Genomic DNA, 19740 nt, shown 5'->3' on the forward strand with positions numbered 1-19740 from the left:
GAGGGGCTGTTTCTTTGCCGGTTTAGATTTTGAATCGGGCCTTCAGCTTTTTGGCGACGGCGACGTTTTTCATGCGCGCGTATTGCGGCAGGCCGTTTTTATAGGGCGGATAGTCCTCGCCCTTGATCAACGGTGCCAGATATTCGCGGCAGGCATCGGTGATCTCAAAGCCGTTACGGCTGATGAAATTCTTGGGCATCATCTTTTCCACGTTGGCGACATCCGCCAATTTCGCTTCGCCGATCGTCCAGCGATAGGGTTTGTTGGATTTGCGCACGATGGTGGGCATGACCGCGTTTTTGCCCTTTAGCGCCAACTCCACCGCCGCCTTGCCCAGGGCATAAGCCTGTTCCACATCGGTCTTGGCAGCGATATGCCGCGCCGAGCGCTGCAGGTAGTCGGCCACCGCCCAATGGAATTTATGTCCCAGCTCGTGCTTGATCAGATTGGCGAGCATGGGTGCCACGCCGCCGAGTTGGGCATGGCCGAAGGCATCTTTGATGCCCGAGTCGGACAGGAATTTGCCGTCTTTGTCGCGCACGCCTTCGGAGACCACGATCACGCAGTAGTCGTACTTCTTCACCGCCTTGTCCACCTGTTTGAGAAATTTCGCCTGGTCGAAGGCGACTTCCGGAAACAGGATGATGTGCGGTGCATCGCCTTCCTGCTCTTGCGCCAGCCCGGCCGCGGCGGCGATCCAGCCGGCATGCCGCCCCATAACCTCCATAACGAAGATCTTGGTGGATGTCTTGGCCATGGAGGCCACGTCATAGGCCGCCTCGCGGGTGGAGACGGCGACGTATTTTGCCACTGAGCCGAAACCGGGGCAGTTATCGGTAATGGGCAGGTCGTTGTCCACGGTCTTGGGAATACCGACACAGGTGATGGGGTAACCCAATTCGGCACCGATTTGCGAGACCTTGTGTGCAGTGTCCTGCGAATCGCCGCCGCCGTTATAAAAGAAATAACCGATGTCATGTGCCTTAAAGACCTCGATCAAACGCTCGTATTGGGCGCGGTTCTCCTCGATGCCTTTAAGTTTGTAACGGCAGGACCCGAAGGCGCCGCCGGGTGTATGACGCAGCGCGGCGATATTGGCGGCGCTCTCCTTGCCGGTATCGATGAGATCTTCGGTCAAGGCGCCGATAATACCGTTGCGTCCCGCGTATACGTTGCCGATTTTGTCTTTGTGTTGCCGTGCGGTTTCTATCACGCCACAGGCGGATGCGTTAATGACTGCAGTAACGCCTCCTGACTGTGCATAAAAGGCATTTTTTTTCGTCATGGCAGTGACCTCGTTGAATTGAGTTGTGGAATTAATGCGAGATGTCTTGACAGTGAAGCCAAAATAATTTTGTTAATCGATTGACCTAATCAGTACTTGGATGTAGTTTTACCATATTCCAGACTATACTCGATGCAAAGTAACAAGGGGGACAGTCGATAGCGTGCTGGAATCAATTGATAAGAACAGCAAATAGAGAGAACTGACGAAATGAGAATTGTACTTCTGGGTGCTCCAGGGTCTGGGAAAGGTACACAAGGAAAGCTGCTCTCTGAAAAATTTCACATCCCTCAGATATCCACAGGTGATCTGCTGCGCGCCGCCGTTGCCGCTGAAACGCCGCTCGGTTTGCGAGCCAAGGCGGCGATGGATGCCGGCCAACTGGTGTCGGACGATATCGTGTTGGGGATGATAGAAGAGCGCCTGGCCCAACCTGATGCCAAGGACGGATTCATATTGGACGGTTTCCCCCGCAATATCCCCCAGGCCGAGGCCCTGGATACACTGTTGATGCGAATCGGCAAGCCCTTGCAGGTCGCCTTGCTGATGGACGTCGACTTTGATCTGCTCATGCAGCGTCTCACCGGTCGGCGTACCTGTGAATCCTGCGGACAAGTATTCAATATTTATACATCGCCCTCCAAGATCGATGGGCGCTGTGACAGCTGTGGAGGTAATCTGCGCCATCGCGCGGATGATCGAGAAGAGACAATTAGTAACCGCCTCAAGGTGTATGAAGCGCAGACTGCACCGTTGGTGGATTACTACCAGAGTCGTGGCAAGCTTAAGAAGGTTGAAGCTGTGGGAGAAATTGCCGATATATTCAACGGCATATGCAAGCTCCTCGATGAAGTGATTGAAGAAGAGAAGCAGCGAGCCAATGACATGCCGGCGGACGTAGATGCTATAGCCGCGGCAGTAACAAAGAGATTGTCAGCAGCGAAAGAGGAAAAACCGATGAAAAAATCAGCCAAGAAAAAGGCTGCGGCCAAGAAAAAGTCCGCAGTCAAGAAGAAGGTAGCGACCAAGAAGACGGTAGCACCGAAGAAAAAGGCGACCAAGAAGAAGGTCGCAAAGAAGAAGGTAGCCGCCAAGAAGAAGGCGGCACCGAAGAAAAAGGCGGCCAAGAAGAAGGTCGCGAAGAAGAAGGTAGCCGCCAAGAAGAAGGCGGCACCGAAGAAAAAGGCGACCAAGAAGAAGGTCGCAAAGAAGAAGGTAGCCGCCAAGAAGAAGGCGGCCCCGAAGAAAAAGGCGGCCAAGAAGAAGGTCGCGAAGAAGAAGGTCGCGAAGAAGAAGGTAGCCGCCAAGAAGAAAGCGGCACCGAAGAAAAAGGCGACCAAGAAGAAGGTCGCGAAGAAGAAGGTCGCGAAGAAGAAGGTAGCCGCCAAGAAGAAAGCGGCACCGAAGAAAAAGGCGGCCAAGAAGAAAGTCGCCAAGAAAAAGGCCACCCCCAGAAAAAAGACGGCTAAAAAGAAAAGGTAGTTGATTTAACTGCGATATAATGGAGCGGCATAGCCTATGCCGCTCCATTTTTTGTTTTAAGAGGGTAAACAATCGTGCCAGCTTCAGGCCTATTCCTTCCCCGGCGTATGCGCCGTATGCGCCGTGATGACTTTTCCCGTCGTTTGATGCGGGAAAATCGCCTCAGCAGTGATGACCTCATCTACCCCATGTTTATTCTCGAGGGTAAGGGTCAGCATGAAGCCGTCCCTTCCATGCCCGGCGTCGAGCGAGTGAGTATCGATTTGCTGTTAAAAGAGGCGGAGCACTTGGTGGGTCTGGGTGTTCCTGCCGTGGCGCTGTTTCCGGTGACGCCGGCTGAGAGAAAGAGTCTGGATGCCGCCGAGGCATACAATCCCGAAGGCCTGGCCCAGCGTGCCGTTGGCGCGCTCAAGCAAGAATTTCCCGAGTTGGGGGTGATTACCGATGTCGCCCTGGATCCCTTCACCACCCACGGTCAGGACGGCCTGATCGATGACCGCGGTTATGTCATGAACGACGAGACCGTAGAGGTGCTGGTGAAACAGGCCCTGTCCCATGCCGAAGCGGGCGCCGACGTGGTGGCCCCGTCCGACATGATGGACGGCCGTATCGGCCAGATCCGCGATGCGCTGGAGCAGAAGGGCCATATTCACACCCGTATCCTGGCCTATTCGGCCAAGTACGCCTCCAGTTACTACGGCCCTTTCCGCGACGCGGTAGGGTCGGCCGCCAATCTGGGGGCCGGCAATAAATATACCTATCAGATGGATCCGGCCAACAGCGACGAGGCCGTCTACGAAGTGGGCTTGGATTTGGAAGAGGGCGCCGATATGGTCATGGTCAAACCGGGCATGCCCTATCTGGATATTGTGCGGCGCGTCAAGGCGGAGTTTGGTGTGCCCACCTATGCCTATCACGTCAGCGGCGAGTACGCCATGCTCAAGGCCGCCGCCCAGAACGGCTGGTTAGACGAACGGGCCGTGGTGATGGAGGCCATGCTATGCTTCAAACGTGCCGGCGCTGACGGTATCCTTACCTATTACGCCAAACAAGTCGCCGAATGGCTCAAACAATAGTCGCAGGTATACCGTCGCGATGGAGACAGTGAGTACAGATCGTTACGCCGTCATGGGCAACCCCATCGGTCACAGCAAATCACCGCAAATTCATACCCAATTCGCCCGTCAGACCCGCCAGGCCATCAACTATGAAGCCCTGTTGGTGGAATTAGGCGGCTTCGCCGCGGCCGTGGAACGATTTCAGGCCGAAGCGGGCAAAGGCTTGAACATTACCGTGCCCTTCAAGCAGCAGGCCTGGTCATTGGTGACCGAGCGCAGTGAGCGCGCCCGCGTGGCCGGGGCCGTGAACACCATCGTATTTCGTGACGACGGTAGCCGCTACGCCGACAATACCGACGGTGTTGGACTGGTGCGCGATCTGCGCGTCAATCACAACATCGTCTTGCAAGACAAGGCCGTACTCATTCTGGGGGCGGGTGGCGCCGTGCGCGGTGTACTGGCACCCTTGTTGGCGCAGCGCCCCGCCCATTTGGTGATCGCCAACCGTACCGACGCCAAGGCCGTGGAATTGGCCGGACGCTTCCGCGAATTGGGTAATATCACCGGTTGCGGCTTCGATGATCTGGGCACGGCGCCCTTCGACCTGGTCATCAATGCGACGTCCGCCAGCCTCGAGGGGCAGATGCCGCCGTTACCCGACGATGTGTTGGCCGCCCAGGCGGTCTGCTATGACCTGATGTACAGCGCCGCGGCGACGCCGTTTCAGCTATGGGCGCAGGCCCGCGGTGCGGCCAAAGCGGTTGATGGGCTGGGCATGCTGGTGGAGCAGGCGGCTGAATCATTTTGCCTCTGGCGCGGGATGCGGCCCGAGACTCAGCCCGTCATCGCCCGGCTCAGGGCCGATATGAGCACCTGAAACCCTAGCCCCCGTTGCATAAAATGACACGGTGTTGGCGGCGGCGCGAGTGTTGGAATGATGGCTTGCAATAGATTGGGCGCCGCACTGCTTGGCGGCGGCGCTATGCTGATGTTCCTGGTCGTCGCCCTGGCCGCGGATAATAACGGCGGGGCCGATTGGGAGGAGATCAAACACGCCGACGGGATTCGCGTGCTCTCCACGGACGTTGCGCAGGATATCGTCAAGGTCAAGGCTATCGCCGTCCTGGCGGCATCCCCGCAAGCGGTCAGGGCGGTGATCGACGCCGTCGCACAGCAACCCGCATGGGTGCCCTACCTGACTGAAACCCGCGTGCTTAAGAACATATCCCCTGACGAGGCGTTGCTTTACAGCCGTTTCGATGCCCACTGGCCGGCACGTGACCGCGATTTCGTGTACCGCTCCCGCGTCAGTCGTGATGCGGCGGGACGTATTGTCTACCGTCTGGAATCCTACCAAAGTCCGTTGATGCCCGAGCGTGACGATTATGTCCGCGGCATCCTCATGGAGGGGCTGTATATCATTGAGCCCAAAGATAAAGATAGCGCGCGTGTGGAATTTATGTTCCACGCTGACCCTCGCGGTAGGCTGCCCCTGTGGATCGTAAATATCGTCCAAAGGCGATTTCCGTTCCAAGCCTTGTTAGGCTTAAGGGAACGGCTCGGTCTAAACGCGGCGGCGCCTTGAGCTCAATGGCGGATCGCGGTATGACCTGTTGCTGATAACGATAGGCGCAAGTTTGCCGCTTGCCGGAAGGGGATAAGGAGGGGTGTTGGAGATTATGTTGCCATTTTATGGGTTGTGGTTCCTACTTCTAGGTTTGCTGATCATAGTTTGGCCGAAACACGACAGCGACTACTGCATTGTTCGCTTGCTTTGGTTGTTGGCTGGTTTTGGCGTTGTGTACGGTCTGGCCGAATGGGTCGATTGGTGGTGGCTGACGTCCAGTTTGCATGCCCACCTCGGCGGGCTCCACCACGTGTTGGTCGCTGCCAGCTCTATTTTTCTGTTCGAATTCGGCCGCCGCCTGGCCCATGTGGCATGGTCGCCGGCCGCAATTTCCGCTCCGCCCCCTAGGTTCCTGTCGCACTGGCTATATGTCCCGTTGCTGCTGGTCGTGCTTGGCGGAGCTTTAGTCTCGACGCAATTTTTTGTCAGCATCGAAATCCTGTCGCGCTATGGCTTCGTCTTCACCGGCGCGCTGCTGACCGGTGTTGCGCTGCTACGTTACTGGCGTACCCACATGCAGCCGAATGTGCGCGCGATCGATACCCGCCGCGTAAAGGGTGCTTTTTACTTGTTGGCTGTATCGTTCCTCCTCTACGCGCTGGTTGGCGGTATCGTCGTTCCGCCCGCGGCATGGCTGCCGGCCGCAGTGATCAACGAACACACCTTTCCGGCGCAGTTTTACGTGCCCGTCGAGCTCGCGCGCAGCGCCTGTGGCATCATTATGCTTGTGGCGCTGAGCTATGTGCTGAGGTTTATCGAGCGCGATTCACGTCGGCAACTGCAGGTCGCGCGCGCCGATTCGGCGCGCGACCGCCAGACCCTAAGCCGCGTCAGTCGTCAGAGTGAGATATTGCTGCGTACCGCCAGCGACGGTATCCACGTGCTCAATCTGGAGGGCGACGTGGTCGAGGCCAACGACGCCTTTTGCAACATGCTGGGATACACCCGGGCAGAGGTGTTGGGGATGAATGTGAGAGAGTGGGACGCCCACTTCTCCGCCGAAGAACTGAAAATCCGTATTCCACAGCTGCTCGACAAACTGAATATCTTCGAGACGGTGCATCGGCGCAAGGACGGTCGTCTGATGGACGTGGAGATCAGCACCATCGGTGTGACCATCGATGATGAAATACTGCTTTACTGTTCCTCCCGCGACATTACCGATCGTAAGCACGCCGAGCAGCAATTGCGTCTGGTGGCGCGGGTATTCGACCGCGCCGCGGAAGGTGTCATGATCACCGATGCAAACCAGCATATTCTCACTGTAAACGACTCCTTCGTGACGGTCACCGGCTATGAGCGCGAGGAGGTGATCGGCAAGACCCCTGCCATTCTGCGTTCCGGCAAGCAGCCTCCGGAATTCTACAAAAAGATGTGGGAACAGCTTCAGCGTCGCGCTTGGTGGCAGGGCGAAATATGGAATCGCCGCAAGAACGGGGAGCTTTATCTGGAATGGCTTTCCATCAATGCGGTGCGCGATGAGTCCGGTGAGGTGATCAATTACATCGGCATGTTCAGTGATGTAACGCTGATCAAGGAATCGCGGCAGCGCATGGAGTTTCTCGCCACCCATGACGAACTCACCGGCCTGCCCAACCGCGCCCTGTTCAATGACCATCTGAGGCTTGCGCTGGCCCGTTCCGAGAGAAGCGGAACGCGGCTGGCACTGATGTTCGTCGATCTGGATAACTTCAAGATGATCAACGACACCCTCGGCCACGAGGAAGGCGATGAACTGCTGATGCAGGTGTCGGAGCGCTTGAAAAAATGCGTGCGCGGGATCGACACGGTGGCGCGCCTGGGGGGCGATGAGTTCGTGGTGCTTATGGAGATCGAAGGGCGGCGCGAGGCGCAGATCATGGCCGACCGGATTCTGGACATCTTCACCACTTGCTATACGCTGCAGGGCCAAGAGTATTTGGTGTCGTCGAGTATCGGCATCAGCATGTTCCCCGATGACGCCGGCGATCCCAAAATACTCATGCGCCATGCCGATACCGCCATGTATCGCGCCAAGGAGCAGGGTAAAAACACCTATATGTTTTTCACCGGCGATATGGCGGAAAAGCTCAGTCGCCGTATGGTGGTGGAAAACGCCTTGCGCCGGGCAAAGGAAAAGAGTGACATATTTTTGGAATATCAACCCCAGATTGATCTGCATAACGACAGGGTGGTCGGCGTCGAGGCGCTATTGCGGTGGAATCACAATGGCAATGTCGTTATGCCGGACGAGTTTATTCCCATCGCCGAAGAATCGATCCTGATCGCGGAGATCGATGAATGGGTCATTGGTGATGTCTGTAGACAAATACGCGAATGGGATAAAGCCGGCCTGCCCGCCTTCACAGTCAGCCTCAATGTCTCGGCGCGTCAGTTTCACAACCCCGGTATTGTTGGCCGCTTCACCAATATCGTGTCGCAGGCCGGCGTCGCGGCCGAACGTATTTGTCTCGAGATCACGGAAGGTGTGCTGATGGATGTGGAGTCCGCCGCGAGCATTCTGACTGAACTCAACCAGGTCGGGTTTCGGGTGAGTGTGGACGACTTCGGTACGGGCTTTTCCTCCCTGTCTTATCTGAAGCGCTTGCCCATCCATGAAGTCAAAGTGGACCGCAGTTTCATTGACGGCCTGGCGGATGACCCGGATGACTACGCCATCACCAAGGCCATTGTCGCCATGGCGCGTTCCATGGGCTTGAAGACGGTCGCCGAGGGGGTGGACTCAGAGGCCCAGCAACAGGTGCTGAAGGGCATCGGTTGTGACATCGGTCAAGGGTATTTGTACGCCCAATCCCTGCCGCCGTCGGCCCTGGGAGCTTGGCTGCTGCAGCGCATGTAATGTCGATGGAGATTCAGGACAGTGCGTGGCGGTCAGGATTTCATATGCCGGTTTTTCAATTCCACATAGTGTCGGGCAGAGAATTCCAAATAGGCCAATTCCTGTTCCGATAGCGGGCGTATCTTTTTCGCCGGGCTGCCCAACCACAGATGGCCGCTTTCGATGACCTTGCCCGGTGGCACCACGCTGCCGGCCGCCACCATGGCCTTGCTTTGCACCACCGCGCCGTCGAGCACGATGGCCCCCATGCCGACCAGGGCGTAATCTTCCACGCTACAGGCGTGCAGCACCGCCTTGTGCCCGACAGTGACCCCGTCGCCGATGATCGTGGCGAAGCCGCCCGGGTTGAATTCGTTATCGGCGGTGACGTGGATCACCGTGCCGTCCTGAATATTGGTGCGTGCGCCGATGACGATCTTGTGTACGTCACCGCGCGCCACCACCGCAGGCCAGATGGAGCTGTCGGCACCGATGGTGACGGCACCGATGACGCTGGCGTCTGGATCGACGTAGGCGCTAGCAGCGATGTCAGGATGAATATCTTGAAAGCTTCGTATACTCATGATGTTTTCCTCCACGAACAATGATGCGCGCGGCGGCGCGGATGTGATTCCATCTTACCTGCCTGCGCTGCCGCTTGCATGGGGGGCGGGCAATATTTCTGTGTCCAATCATGACGGCGTGCTCTGGTATTGGGCCAAGCATCCACAACCTTTTAATCCGGATTTCTTACCGCCGTGGGTGGCGAGAATAAAGCGATTAACGCGAAAACCCGTGATTGACAAAACGCAATGATGGACGCGTAAAGACATGTACGCTGTCATGTATGAGCATGACTTGATCGCAGGTGTTTGACCGACATGGCTGTAATCAATTCCACAAAATTGAGGATGAAACCATGAAGACCGCAATAACGTTATTCAGTTTGATTCTGACAGTAGGTCTGGTTGGCTGCGCCTCGCAGCCCAAACAGACACAGGCTCAGATAATGAACCAGTACCCCCACATCAATCGTCTCGATGCAGCGCTGCAGGATGCCCGGCGGGAAGGCGCGGAGTTGCTTGCGCCGCAGGGTTATACCAAGGCCAATGATCTGCTGGATCGTGCTGTTTCACAGGCGCGCAATAACGACGGCGACGCCGCCCAGAAAATCGCCCTCCAGGGGCTGGATGTAGTAGACGAAGTCAACCAAGATATGGCGACCAGTAAAGACATGCTCAAAGAGGTGCTGCGGCAGCGAGAAGACGCACTCGCCGCCGGCGCACCCAACGTGCGACAGGAAGAAATGTCCAGGCTGGATGAGGACTTAAAGCAGACCGCTGCCTTGATCGAGGGCGGCAACACTGAACGCGCCAAGCAGCGCCGGCCCAAACTCCTATCCGGCTATTCGCAAATCGAATTGGTGGCTTTGAAGGAAGGCACGGTGGAGTTGGCCGAGGCGGCGATTAATGATGCCAAGGAGCAAGAGGCAGCGGAATATGCACCGCAGACCTTGAAGCAGGCCGAGAGAGAAATGAAACTGGCGACCTCGATCCTGGATGCCGACCGGACAGATACGGAAAAGGCGGATAGACACGCAAAAACCGCCCGCTATCTTGCCGAGAAAAGCGCGGCGATCGCGGAAACCGTCAAGGATTTCGAGCGCCGTGATTACACCATGGAAGAGGTGGTGCTGTGGTATCAGGATCAACTTAAGACCATCAATCAACCGATCGGCGGCCAACTGCCGTTCAATCAACAAAATGACAAGGTGGTGTCCGCGTTGAAGTCGGAGGTCAATGATCTGATCGACGCGCGCAATACGGCACAAAGTCAATTGCAGACCGCCGAACAAAAACGTAATGCAATGGCCGATGCCCATGCAGAAAAGCTGGCACAATTGAAGTCTGAGTACGAGGCCCAACTGGCCATGACAGAACACGCGCGCGACGCCTCGGCGCAAATGGACGCCGCCGAGGAACAGAAGTTCGAAAAGGTGCAGAGTCTGTTCGATGACGGCGAGGCCACCGTCTATCGTCAAAAGAACAATGTTGTGATTTCCGCCTATGGCTTTGATTTTCCCACCGGGCAGAGTGAGATCCAGACGGACAATTTCCCGTTGATGAACAAGATTATCAAAGCAATCAAGACCTTTCCCAACGCACGCGTCGAGGTCACCGGGCATACGGATGCGACGGGAAGTGATGAGATCAACCAGGCCTTGTCCCAGTCCCGCGCCGAAAAGGTATCCAAGTTTCTCACCGAGGTGGGAGAAGTGTCGCAAAGCAGAATTAAGGCGCGCGGCTTTGGTGAAACTAAACCCGTAGCCAGCAATGAGACCCCCGAGGGTCGCGCTGAAAACCGCCGCGTCGAAATCGCCATTGTCAACGAGTGAAGCGAGGCTCGGTATCTATCGGCTGGGCTTAGCTTAAACGCGGACGCTAGGAATACCGATGGAGGCTGCCGGTGGAAACAGGGCACCGGCAGCTTTTTTGTTGATTTTCGAGGCGCTGAATTATTTCAATGTGACCCATTCCTCGGCACTGGTCGGGTGGATGGCGACGGTATTGTCAAAGTCGGCCTTGGTGGCGCCCATCTTGATGGCTACGGCGAAGCCCTGCAGCATCTCATCACAGCCATGACCGACCATGTGGCAACCGACGATATTTTCCTCTGCGCCGACACAGACCAGCTTCATGGCTGTTTTGGTTTTGTGCCGGGTCAGTGCGTGATACATGCCGGTAAAGCGGGTCTGGTAGATCTTCACTTGGCTGCCGAATTGTTCCCGCGCCTGGGCTTCGGTCAGTCCCACCGTGCCGATCGGCGGATGGGCGAAGACCACGCTGGGGATGTTGTGGTAGTCCAGCCGGCTGTCGCTTTGGCCGCCGAACAGCCGGTCGGCCAGTTTGCGGCCGGCGGCGATGGCCACCGGTGTCAGTGTTGCCCTGCCGGTGACGTCACCGATGGCGTAGATATTGTCGATGTTGGTGTTCTGAAATTCGTCCACAAGAATAGCGCCGCTGGCGTCGCAGATCAGATCGATGGCCTCCACATTGAGACGGTCGCTGTTGGGGATGCGGCCGATGGCCCAAATCAGACAGTCATAGCCCGAGAGTTCCGGGCGCTCATGGGGCACAAGCACCAGCTTGTCGTTTCGTCCCAGGGTGACGGTCTCGAGATTGTAGCAGGGGTGAATACCGACGCCGTCCTGCTCCATCTGTTGCCGGAGCGTGTCGCGGATCAGCGCATCGAAACTCGACAACAGCTGGTCGCCGCGCAGCAACATATCCACCTGACTGCCCAGTGCATTCAACACGCCGGCGATTTCCACGGCGATATACCCGCCGCCGACAATGGCGACCTTTTGCGGCAGCGTCTCCAACTCAAAAAAACCGTCCGAGGTGATGCCGAATTCGCCCCCCGGAAGCTGCGGCGTTAGCGGCCGTCCACCGCTGGCGATGATGATGTGGTCGGCCTGATACGCGACACCGTTTATCTCAACCGTGTGCTGGTCGATGAAACGGGCATGACCCGGGATAAAGTCCACGCCGGCCGTGTCGAGGCTGTCGAGGTGGATTTGATTGAGACGCTGCACATAGGCGTCGCGCCCCTGTTTCAGCTTCGCCCAGTTGAGTCCGCCGTGGCTGAGACTGAAGCCGTAGTCTTTGGCGTCCTCAAGGGCGTGGCCGAGGCTGGCGGCGTACCACATCACCTTTTTCGGGACACAGCCGACATTGACGCAGGCCCCGCCGAGACGGCCGGCCTCGATCACGGCGCAGCGGGCGCCGTGCTTGGCGGCCTGCTTGGTGGCGGCCAATCCGCCGCTGCCGCCGCCGATTGCGATAACATCGTAATGCTTGCTCATTAATATCCTCGTTCCGTTTGCCGATATTCCAGGCTAGTCAACAGGAGAATCCGATTCATGGAAATCAGCACCTTTATCTTGCTCGGTGTGCTTGTAGTCATCTCGGGTTATGGCGTCATGATCTACAACAACCTGGTCAGACTCAAGCATAACGTATCCCAGGCCTGGTCCAATATCGACGTGCTGCTGAAGCAACGCCACGACGAATTGCCCAAGCTGGTGGAAACCTGCAAGCAGTACATGGGCTACGAGCAGGAGACACTGGAAAAGGTCATGCAGGCCCGGTCGCGGGTGGCCGACGCCCGCGCCGCCGGCGATGTGGCGGCCTTGGGGCCGGCCGAGACTCAACTGCGCATGGGGCTGGGCAATCTGTTTGCCGTGGCCGAAGACTATCCCGAGCTCAAGGCCAGCGAGAGCTTCCAACATCTGCAGACCCGTATCAGCGGCCTGGAAAACCAGATCGCCGACCGGCGCGAGTATTACAATGAAAGCGTCAATAACAACAACGTCCGTATTGAACAGTTCCCTGATGTCATCATTGCCAACATGTTCAAATTCGGGCCGCGCGATCTGCTCGAGTTTAGTGACGAGGAAAAGCGTGATGTGGATGTGAAAGCCTTGTTTACGTAAATCCCAGCCCCCTTAAGTAATGATGCCGCAACTCCCCATGGGGCTGGCCCCCGCCGAATACTGGATCGTCGTCGCGGTGGCCGTGGCTGCCACGGTGGCGGCATTTTGGTTCGGCTGGCGCAACTGGCGCCGGGCACGACTGATCGAAGATGCCCCCACCGCCAAGATCCGTTCGGCCCATCAGGGCTATGTCGAGCTGGAGGGGCACGGACGGCTGATGGACGGCGAACCCGTTGTCGCGCCGCTGACCAGTCATCACTGCCTCTGGTATCGCTATCAGATCGAGCGTAAGGACACCTACCACACTAAACACGGTACCCAGACCAAGTGGACCACCGTGCGTCAGGAGACCAGTGACAATCTATTCCTGCTGGACGACGACAGCGGACACTGCGTTATCGACCCGGGCGGTGCCGAGATCACCACGGATGAAAAACTGTGCTGGTACGGCGATAGCGAGTGGCCCCTGTCGGCCCCTCTGCTGGGCAGTGGTTCGGCCTTTGTTGGCACGGGGCGTTATCGCTATACCGAGTGGCTCATGCTCGAGGGCCAGCCCTTGTACGCCATCGGCCAGTTCAAGACCGTGGCGCCGGCCCAGATGTACAGTGTCGCCGAACAGACGCGCGACCTGATCCGCGACTGGAAACAGGATCAGGCGGCCTTGCTGGAGCGTTTCGACGTCAACAAGGACGGCCGGATCGACCAGGACGAATGGAAAATCGTACGCCACTCGGCCAAGCTGCACGCCCAGCAGGAACACCGCGAACGAGCGCGGCAGCCGGAGATTCATATCCTGGCGCGGCCGGAAGATACGCGTCATCCCTACCTGTTGTCCATTTATCCGCAGGATCAGCTTACCAAGCGCTATCGCCTGCGTGCCTACCTCTCTTTGGCGGGATTCTTCCTCGCCGGCGCCGCGGCCGCCTGGTTGTTGCAGCAGGGCTTCTAGCTGTTATTGACTGGGCTGCCTTGACGGCGGCCGTTCAGGCGAACCTTGATGATTGTTGCGATATAATCGCGCTGTTACGGGCCCCGACGGCGCGCAAGACCGCCGTCGCTGTGCGAATGGCGCACGCCGGGGCGTTGTTTCGAATGAATTGCAGAAAAGTTAAATCGTAAGTGGAAAATTTTACTCCCTTCAGCGCCTTGGCCGGTGGTGTGTTGATCGGCCTTAGCGCCACCCTGCTGCTATTGTTTAACGGCCGTATCGCCGGTGTTAGCGGTATCCTCAGCGGCATTTTCGTCCAGCCGCGCGGTGACCGATTGTGGCGCTTGATGTTCGTACTCGGTATGGTCGGCAGCGGCGCCGTTTATCAATGGTTCAGCGACGCAGGGTTTGAAGAATACCGCGCCGTTTCCATGCCGCTGCTGCTCGTCGGCGCCTTCTTTGTTGGTTTTGGTACCCGCATGGGCGGGGGGTGTACCAGCGGTCACGGCGTCTGCGGCATCGGTCGGGTGTCGCCGCGCTCCATCATCGCAACCTTTGTCTTTATGGGGTTCGGCTTCATCACCGTGTTCGTGTTGCGTCATCTGCTGGGGGTGGGGGTATGAGGCAGAATCTGCTCGCCCTGCTGGCCGGCGCCTTGTTCGGTTTGGGCTTGTGCGTGTCGCACATGGCTGATCCGGCCAAGGTGATTAACTTTCTTGATGTGGCCGGGCATTGGGACCCCAGTTTGATACTGGTAATGGTCGGTGCCTTAGCCGTGACGCTGCTTGCCTTCGCCTGGGTGCTGAAGCGACCGGCGCCGTTGTTTGCCTCTGAATTCAAGGTGCCGATCGCCGCGCAGGTGGACAGAAAGTTGCTGCTGGGCGCTGCTTTGTTTGGCATTGGTTGGGGCATGATTGGCTATTGCCCCGGCCCCGCCATTACCGCCCTCGGTTTCGGCCTGAATACCCCCTTAATGGTGGTGTTGGCCATGATTGCCGGTTTCATGGTCCATAAATTCATATTCGAGAAAACACCGTAATACTCCCTTTTATTAGCGTTGGCCGGCGGACGTGGGGACTAAGGCTGACCGGCGCAGATATGGTAAATTGGGCCGTGTTCCCTTTGGCAGCAAAATAAAGGCGCAAATATGACGAATCCCCTGCTCACCATGAATGGCCTGCCGCCGTTCTCCCATATCAAACCCGAACACATCGAGCCCGCCATCGATCAATTACTGGCCGAGAGCCGCGAGCAGGTGGAGAATCTGCTCACCGCCAGCCAGCGCTACACCTGGGACAACCTGGTGCAGCCGCTGGAAGAGGCGGAAGAGCGCCTCGGGCGTGCCTGGTCACCGGTGTCGCATATGAATTCGGTGCTCAATTCGGATGCGCTGCGCGCCGCCTACAACGCCTGCCTGCCCAAGCTCAGCGATTACGCCACCGAGATGGGCCAGCACGAAGGTCTGTTCCGCGCCTTCAAACAGATCGCCGAGGGGCCGGAATATGCCACGCTCGACACAGCGCAGAGGAAGATCATCGACAACGCCCTGCGTGATTTCCGCCTGTCCGGTATCGAACTGCCCAAGGACAAGCAGGCGCGCTACAAGGCCATCATGCAGGAACTTGCCGCGCTCAACAGCAGGTTCGGCGAGAACATCCTCGATGCCACGAATGAGTGGAAGATCCAGATCAGCGACGCATCGCGGCTCAGCGGTCTGCCCGAGTCGGCGCGCGGTATGGCCAAACAGATCGCCGAGCGCGAGGGCCTGGAAGGCTGGGTCTTCAACCTGGAGTTTCCCTCCTATCTGCCGGTGATGACCTACGCCGATGACCGCGAGTTGCGCCGTGAGCTGTACAGCGCCTATGTGACGCGCGCCTCCGATGAAGGGCCGCATGACAAAAAATACGATAACACCCCGGTGATGGCGCAAATCCTGGCGCTGCGCCACGAGGCCGCCCAGCTGCTCGGCTTTAACAACTATGCCGAGCGCTCCCTGGCCACCAAGATGGCCCAATCCACCGACCAGGTGCTGGCCTTCCTTAACGACCTGGCCGCGCGTTCCCTGCCGCTGGCGAAACAGGAGCTGGACGAGGTGCGCGCCTTCGCCAAGGATCAGCATGGCGTGGAGCAGCTCGAGGCCTGGGACATTACCTATTACTCGGAAAAGCTGCAGCAGCACACATACGCCATCAGCCAGGAGGCGTTGAAACCCTACTTCCCCGAAGACAAGGTGCTGAGCGGCATGTTCGCCGTGGTGGAGCGTTTGTACGGCGTCAAGATCAGCGAACAACAGGGCGTGGACGTATGGCACGAGGATGTGCGCTTTTTCGAGATCTCGGACGCCGAGGGCGTGCGCGGCCGCTTCTATCTCGATCTCTACGCCCGTCCCAATAAGCGCGGCGGCGCCTGGATGGACGATTGCGTGACGCGCATGAAGACCGCGGACGGGGTGCAGGCGCCGGTGGCCTATCTCACCTGTAATTTCTCGCCGCCCATCGGTGACGACCCGGCCTTGTTCACCCACGACGAGGTGCTCACCCTGTTCCATGAATTCGGGCATGGTCTGCATCACATGCTCACCCAGGTGGATTATCCTTCGGTGGCCGGCATCGGCGGTGTGCCCTGGGACGCGGTGGAACTGCCCAGCCAGTTCATGGAGAACTGGTGTTGGCAGAAACAGGCCCTGGACGATATCGCCGGACATTACATCACCGGCGCGCCGTTGCCCGATGAGCTCTATGACAAGATGATCGCCGCCAGAAATTTCCAGTCGGCCATGCAGATGGTCAGGCAGCTGGAGTTTTCCATTTTCGATTTCCGCCTGCACCTGGAATACGCGCCGGCCAAGGGAGCGCGTGTGTATGAGATCCTTGACGAGGTGCGTGAGCAGGTGGCGGTGATGCATCCGCCGTCGTTCAACCGTTTCCCGCATAGCTTTTCCCATATCTTCGCCGGCGGTTACGCAGCGGGGTATTACAGCTACAAATGGGCCGAGGTGTTGTCGGCCGACGCCTTTTCCGCCTTCGAGGAGAGCGGTATCTTCGATCGCGACACCGGCCTGCGCTTTCTCTCCACCGTGCTGGAACAGGGCGGTTCGCGTGAACCCATGGAGCTGTTCATCGAATTTCGCGGCCGCGAGCCCAGTATCGACGCCTTGCTGCGTCACAGCGGGTTGGCGGCGTAAGCGTAGATGAAAAGACGTGGGCCGGTACTGGCGTCGCTCCTGGTGATGAAGGCTGCATTTGCCGACAGCGCCTATGTCACCGATCAGGTAAGCATTGCCGTGTTTCCCAAGGCCGATCTAAGCGGCGAGCCGGTGGAACGCCTGTTGAGCGGCACGCCGGTGGAGGTATTGCAGACCACAGACGGCGTGGCCGAGGTCAAGACCGGTGCCGGCAACAGCGGCTGGATGCGCAGCGATTTTCTCACCAGTGCCCTGCCTGCGGTGGTCAAGCTGGAGCAGGCCGAAACGGAATTGCGCGAGGCCAACATGATCCTGGACGCCGCCGATGAAAAGATCGCCCGGCTGGAAAAGGAACAGGCGGCCTTGAAAAAACAGGCCGAGGCGGCCAAGGAGCTGGGCTGGATGCGCGCGGAGCTGAGCAAGGCGCGCGACAAGGCGGCGGCCCTGGAGAAGCAGTTGGCCTCGCAGCAGGCGGAAACCAGCGAGGTGGACCAACAGGCCGAGACCTTGGAACAACGCATCGCCACGCTTGAAACGGAAAACCAGGATCTGCAAAAGCGCCTGGGCGCCGTCCTCATGATCAGCGACGACACGCAGCCCGCGACGCGGGAACAGCCCCCTGCCGCCCCGGCCTCGTTTCCCTGGAGTGCCGTCGCCTTGGTGCTGGGATTGGCGGCGGGTTTCGCCGCCGGCTATTATTGGCTGGAGCGCAGACTGCGTCAGCGTTTTGGCGGGATCAAGGTGTACTGAGGTCGACGCAGTAGCCAATGACCCAGCACTAGTCCCAATACCATGATCCAGTTCAACGCGCCGCCGCCGTCGCCGGTGCCCAGGTTGAGTTTGCCCAGGGTTTCACTGCTGGTGGAAGTGCTGCCGGTGAAGGTGCCGCTGTCCGCGTCGCTTTGATCCGCCGTGCTGTCGGTGGCGATAAAGATGCCCCCCATGAAATGGATCACGCCGTTGGCCGCACCGTCGTAGTCGTTGGGGCCGCCGTCTTGAACCCGGATAAGCAGACATTCCTGTCCCTGAACCAATGCGCCTTGGTAGGGATTGGCCGCGTCTATATCAGCGAAATCGGGACAATAAAAATCATTCCCCTTAAGATCGGTCGCGATCTGATTGTTCACATCGCTGGAAAAGGCCTCCCAGACACGGTCGCGGCTGAACACCATAAACCGCAGCGTACCGTCTTGCGAGGGCGGAATCCCGGCCGTCTGGGGAACGATGATATCGGCGCCGGCGCCCGCCTGTTGGAGCCCGGTGATTTCCAGGTCGAGCACCTGACCATCGCTGCTGGCCAGGCCGTCGGCCACCTCGGCATTACGCAGAGCTTCCGCCTGAGCGGTGCTGAGACGGGCATAGGCCTTACCGGCGGCGAAGGCGGTGGGGCCGAGATTGAGACTCAGGCCGGGCCGGGTGGCGATCATCAGGGGGTAGACGATCAGGTTGCTGGCCGGGGTGGCGCCATCGGCGGAGAACTCCCAGGTCAGGGTGATGCTGTCATTGATCAAGGTCTGGCTGCGCCTCACATCGGCATCGAAGACATAGGGCTCGAAGCCCTGCATCAGGGCCGGGTTGGTATTGGCGTCCAGGTAGTCGGGAATGCCGTCGTTATCACTGTCGACCAGACCCTCGTCGGCATCTTTTGTCCCGTCGTCATCCAGGTCGGTCGCGCTCGACAGGTTCGGCGTCTGGGCCAGCACAGCGAGCAATAACTCGTAGGCACTGCTGCCGCCGTTGGCGTCACTCACGGTCAGGCGCACGGTGTAAAAGCCCGGCGTCAGCCCCTGCGGATCGAACTCGAAACTGCTGCCGGTGGTGCCGGTCAGCGGTGTCAGGGCGTTGTCGCTGGCGCTCCAGTCATGGTTGACCCCATCGCCGTTGGCATCGTAGTCCGCCGCGGTGACGGTCACCGGCCCGTCACCGGTGATCACGGCGCGGGTCTGCTTGCCGTTTTGGCTGGCGGAGAGCTGTGCCAGTGGGGCATGGTTGGATTCGCTGATCAGCACTTCATGGCTGGACGTATGGCCCTGAATCATTTGCGCCGGCCACAGGGGCGCGCTGTCGTCGATGGTAATGATGACGGTCTCGCCGGCGTCGTTGACCCCATCGGACGTGATGTGGATGTTGATACTGGCGCTTGTTTGAGTGGCGTTAGCGAAGGTGAAACTGCCATTCACGGCGTCATGGTCGGCACCACTCGCCGTGCCCGACACGGTGTAGGGGACGGTAATGGGGAAATCCCCGGCCGCCGCGGGCAGCGGGCCGCTGAGGTACGCCGTGACCAGCGCCGTTCCCCCTTCCCCCGCGGTTTGGTTCGGTCCCAGGTTGATGCGGGGCTTCACGTCCAGGGTCTGGCTCGCCGTGGTTTCATTGAAGCCCAGGTCGGTGGCGCGCCAGTCAAGGATATAGCGCCCCGGCGTCAGCGGGCCGATCTCGGCCTCGGGACTGAAGCTGAAGGTGGCACTGTTGCCGTCCACCGTGTCGCTCACCTCGATGGGCACGGGGATATTTTCGATGGGTGGCGCGCTGTCCTGGAACTGCGGGATAAGCGCCGGCCGCCGGGTGTCGTAGCTTAGGGCGGGGAGGGTGGCGGTGTTGATGCTGGGTGCCGTGGTATCGAGCACCGGCGGGTTGTCCAGCGGTGCCGCGCTGATTGTGGTGCTGGCAGCAAGCAGGCCCACCGCGAGGGTGGCTACATAGGGTCGGCGATATGTGGGGGGATGCTGCATCTGCCAAATAACTCTGTCATCGATTGCGCGGCCACGCCGGCGCCTGCCGGGGTGCGAAACCCATTATGCCCGAGACGGCAAAGCGGCGCAGCTTAAGCCCTTAGACAGATAACGGCTGCGCTGGGTTCCTC

The 19740-nt window shown here is 58.7% G+C and carries 16 protein-coding genes; 12 read left to right on the top strand and 4 right to left on the bottom strand.

The features are described 5' to 3' along the window. Positions 1 to 22: 22 nt before the first annotated feature. Positions 23 to 1285, bottom strand: a complete 1263-nt coding sequence (locus Tel_02230) for a 6-phosphofructokinase (protein ALP52051.1) — start codon at positions 1283 to 1285, stop codon at positions 23 to 25. Between the two features lie 210 nt (positions 1286 to 1495). Between Tel_02230 and Tel_02235 the strand changes: the two genes are divergently transcribed. From Tel_02235 to Tel_02255, 5 genes are all read left to right on the top strand, one after another. Then, positions 1496 to 2767, top strand: a complete 1272-nt coding sequence (locus Tel_02235; protein ALP52052.1) for an adenylate kinase — start codon at positions 1496 to 1498, stop codon at positions 2765 to 2767. Positions 2768 to 2874: 107 nt separating this feature from the next. Further along, positions 2875 to 3843 (top strand): delta-aminolevulinic acid dehydratase, encoded by a 969-nt coding sequence (locus Tel_02240; protein ID ALP52053.1) that lies wholly within the window; start codon positions 2875 to 2877, stop codon positions 3841 to 3843. Between the two features lie 19 nt (positions 3844 to 3862). Next, on the top strand, positions 3863 to 4702 hold the full coding sequence (gene aroE, locus Tel_02245; protein ALP52054.1) for a shikimate dehydrogenase: 840 nt from the start codon (positions 3863 to 3865) through the stop codon (positions 4700 to 4702). 57 nt (positions 4703 to 4759) lie between these two features. Then, the gene (locus tag Tel_02250; GenBank protein ID ALP52055.1) at positions 4760 to 5410 is read left to right on the top strand and encodes a hypothetical protein; all 651 of its coding nucleotides are present in this window, start codon (positions 4760 to 4762) and stop codon (positions 5408 to 5410) included. A gap of 214 nt (positions 5411 to 5624) precedes the next feature. Further along, positions 5625 to 8291: a hypothetical protein gene (locus tag Tel_02255; GenBank protein ALP52056.1), complete on the top strand. Its 2667-nt coding sequence runs from the start codon at positions 5625 to 5627 to the stop codon at positions 8289 to 8291. Between the two features lie 32 nt (positions 8292 to 8323). Here the strand turns inward: Tel_02255 and Tel_02260 are convergent, their stop codons facing one another. Further along, the gene (locus tag Tel_02260; protein ID ALP54703.1) at positions 8324 to 8854 is read right to left on the bottom strand and encodes a hypothetical protein; all 531 of its coding nucleotides are present in this window, start codon (positions 8852 to 8854) and stop codon (positions 8324 to 8326) included. Positions 8855 to 9279: 425 nt separating this feature from the next. Here Tel_02260 and Tel_02265 point away from each other — a divergent pair, with 425 nt between their 5' ends. Beyond that, positions 9280 to 10665 (top strand): hypothetical protein, encoded by a 1386-nt coding sequence (locus tag Tel_02265; protein ID ALP52057.1) that lies wholly within the window; start codon positions 9280 to 9282, stop codon positions 10663 to 10665. A gap of 120 nt (positions 10666 to 10785) precedes the next feature. Here Tel_02265 and Tel_02270 read toward each other — a convergent pair whose 3' ends face one another. After that, positions 10786 to 12135 carry a glutathione reductase gene (locus Tel_02270; protein ID ALP52058.1) on the bottom strand — a complete coding sequence of 450 codons (1350 nt, stop codon included), beginning with the start codon at positions 12133 to 12135 and terminating at the stop codon, positions 10786 to 10788. 57 nt (positions 12136 to 12192) lie between these two features. On the opposite strand from Tel_02270, the gene Tel_02275 reads away from it, so the two are divergent. The 6 genes from Tel_02275 to Tel_02300 all read left to right on the top strand — a co-directional run bounded on the left by Tel_02275 (position 12193) and on the right by Tel_02300 (position 17627). Next, positions 12193 to 12765, top strand: coding sequence for a LemA family protein (locus Tel_02275; GenBank protein ALP52059.1), 573 nt, complete (start codon positions 12193 to 12195; stop codon positions 12763 to 12765). A gap of 37 nt (positions 12766 to 12802) precedes the next feature. Continuing rightward, positions 12803 to 13714 (top strand): hypothetical protein, encoded by a 912-nt coding sequence (locus Tel_02280; GenBank protein ID ALP52060.1) that lies wholly within the window; start codon positions 12803 to 12805, stop codon positions 13712 to 13714. A 170-nt stretch (positions 13715 to 13884) separates the two neighbouring features. Then, on the top strand, positions 13885 to 14316 hold the full coding sequence (locus Tel_02285) for a hypothetical protein (GenBank protein ID ALP52061.1): 432 nt from the start codon (positions 13885 to 13887) through the stop codon (positions 14314 to 14316). Next, the gene (locus Tel_02290; GenBank protein ID ALP52062.1) at positions 14313 to 14732 is read left to right on the top strand and encodes a hypothetical protein; all 420 of its coding nucleotides are present in this window, start codon (positions 14313 to 14315) and stop codon (positions 14730 to 14732) included. The genes Tel_02285 and Tel_02290 overlap by 4 nt, the downstream gene beginning before the upstream one ends. Before the next feature lie 108 nt (positions 14733 to 14840). Further along, positions 14841 to 16877 (top strand): oligopeptidase A, encoded by a 2037-nt coding sequence (locus Tel_02295; protein ALP52063.1) that lies wholly within the window; start codon positions 14841 to 14843, stop codon positions 16875 to 16877. A gap of 45 nt (positions 16878 to 16922) precedes the next feature. Next, on the top strand, positions 16923 to 17627 hold the full coding sequence (locus Tel_02300; GenBank protein ID ALP52064.1) for a hypothetical protein: 705 nt from the start codon (positions 16923 to 16925) through the stop codon (positions 17625 to 17627). On the opposite strand, the gene Tel_02305 is transcribed toward Tel_02300, so the two are convergent. Next, on the bottom strand, positions 17597 to 19609 hold the full coding sequence (locus tag Tel_02305) for a hypothetical protein (protein ID ALP52065.1): 2013 nt from the start codon (positions 19607 to 19609) through the stop codon (positions 17597 to 17599). The two genes, Tel_02300 and Tel_02305, sit on opposite strands and share 31 nt — an antisense overlap. Between the last annotated feature and the right edge of the window lie 131 nt (positions 19610 to 19740).

It is taken from the genome of Candidatus Tenderia electrophaga, from assembly GCA_001447805.1.
Taxonomy (GTDB): domain Bacteria; phylum Pseudomonadota; class Gammaproteobacteria; order Tenderiales; family Tenderiaceae; genus Tenderia; species Tenderia electrophaga.

Excerpts from the sequence above, each read along its gene's own strand:
- Tel_02230 (ALP52051.1), bottom strand. The coding sequence starts at position 1,285 with ATGACGAAAAAAAATGCCTTTTATGCACAGTCAGGAGGCGTTACTGCA.
- Tel_02235 (ALP52052.1), top strand. The coding sequence starts at position 1,496 with ATGAGAATTGTACTTCTGGGTGCTCCAGGGTCTGGGAAAGGTACACAA.
- Tel_02240 (ALP52053.1), top strand. The coding sequence starts at position 2,875 with ATGCGCCGTATGCGCCGTGATGACTTTTCCCGTCGTTTGATGCGGGAA.
- aroE (ALP52054.1), top strand. The coding sequence starts at position 3,863 with ATGGAGACAGTGAGTACAGATCGTTACGCCGTCATGGGCAACCCCATC.
- Tel_02250 (ALP52055.1), top strand. The coding sequence starts at position 4,760 with ATGATGGCTTGCAATAGATTGGGCGCCGCACTGCTTGGCGGCGGCGCT.
- Tel_02260 (ALP54703.1), bottom strand. The coding sequence starts at position 8,854 with ATGAGTATACGAAGCTTTCAAGATATTCATCCTGACATCGCTGCTAGC.
- Tel_02265 (ALP52057.1), top strand. The coding sequence starts at position 9,280 with ATGAACCAGTACCCCCACATCAATCGTCTCGATGCAGCGCTGCAGGAT.
- Tel_02270 (ALP52058.1), bottom strand. The coding sequence starts at position 12,135 with ATGAGCAAGCATTACGATGTTATCGCAATCGGCGGCGGCAGCGGCGGA.
- Tel_02275 (ALP52059.1), top strand. The coding sequence starts at position 12,193 with ATGGAAATCAGCACCTTTATCTTGCTCGGTGTGCTTGTAGTCATCTCG.
- Tel_02280 (ALP52060.1), top strand. The coding sequence starts at position 12,803 with ATGGGGCTGGCCCCCGCCGAATACTGGATCGTCGTCGCGGTGGCCGTG.
- Tel_02290 (ALP52062.1), top strand. The coding sequence starts at position 14,313 with ATGAGGCAGAATCTGCTCGCCCTGCTGGCCGGCGCCTTGTTCGGTTTG.
- Tel_02295 (ALP52063.1), top strand. The coding sequence starts at position 14,841 with ATGACGAATCCCCTGCTCACCATGAATGGCCTGCCGCCGTTCTCCCAT.
- Tel_02300 (ALP52064.1), top strand. The coding sequence starts at position 16,923 with ATGAAGGCTGCATTTGCCGACAGCGCCTATGTCACCGATCAGGTAAGC.
- Tel_02305 (ALP52065.1), bottom strand. The coding sequence starts at position 19,609 with ATGCAGCATCCCCCCACATATCGCCGACCCTATGTAGCCACCCTCGCG.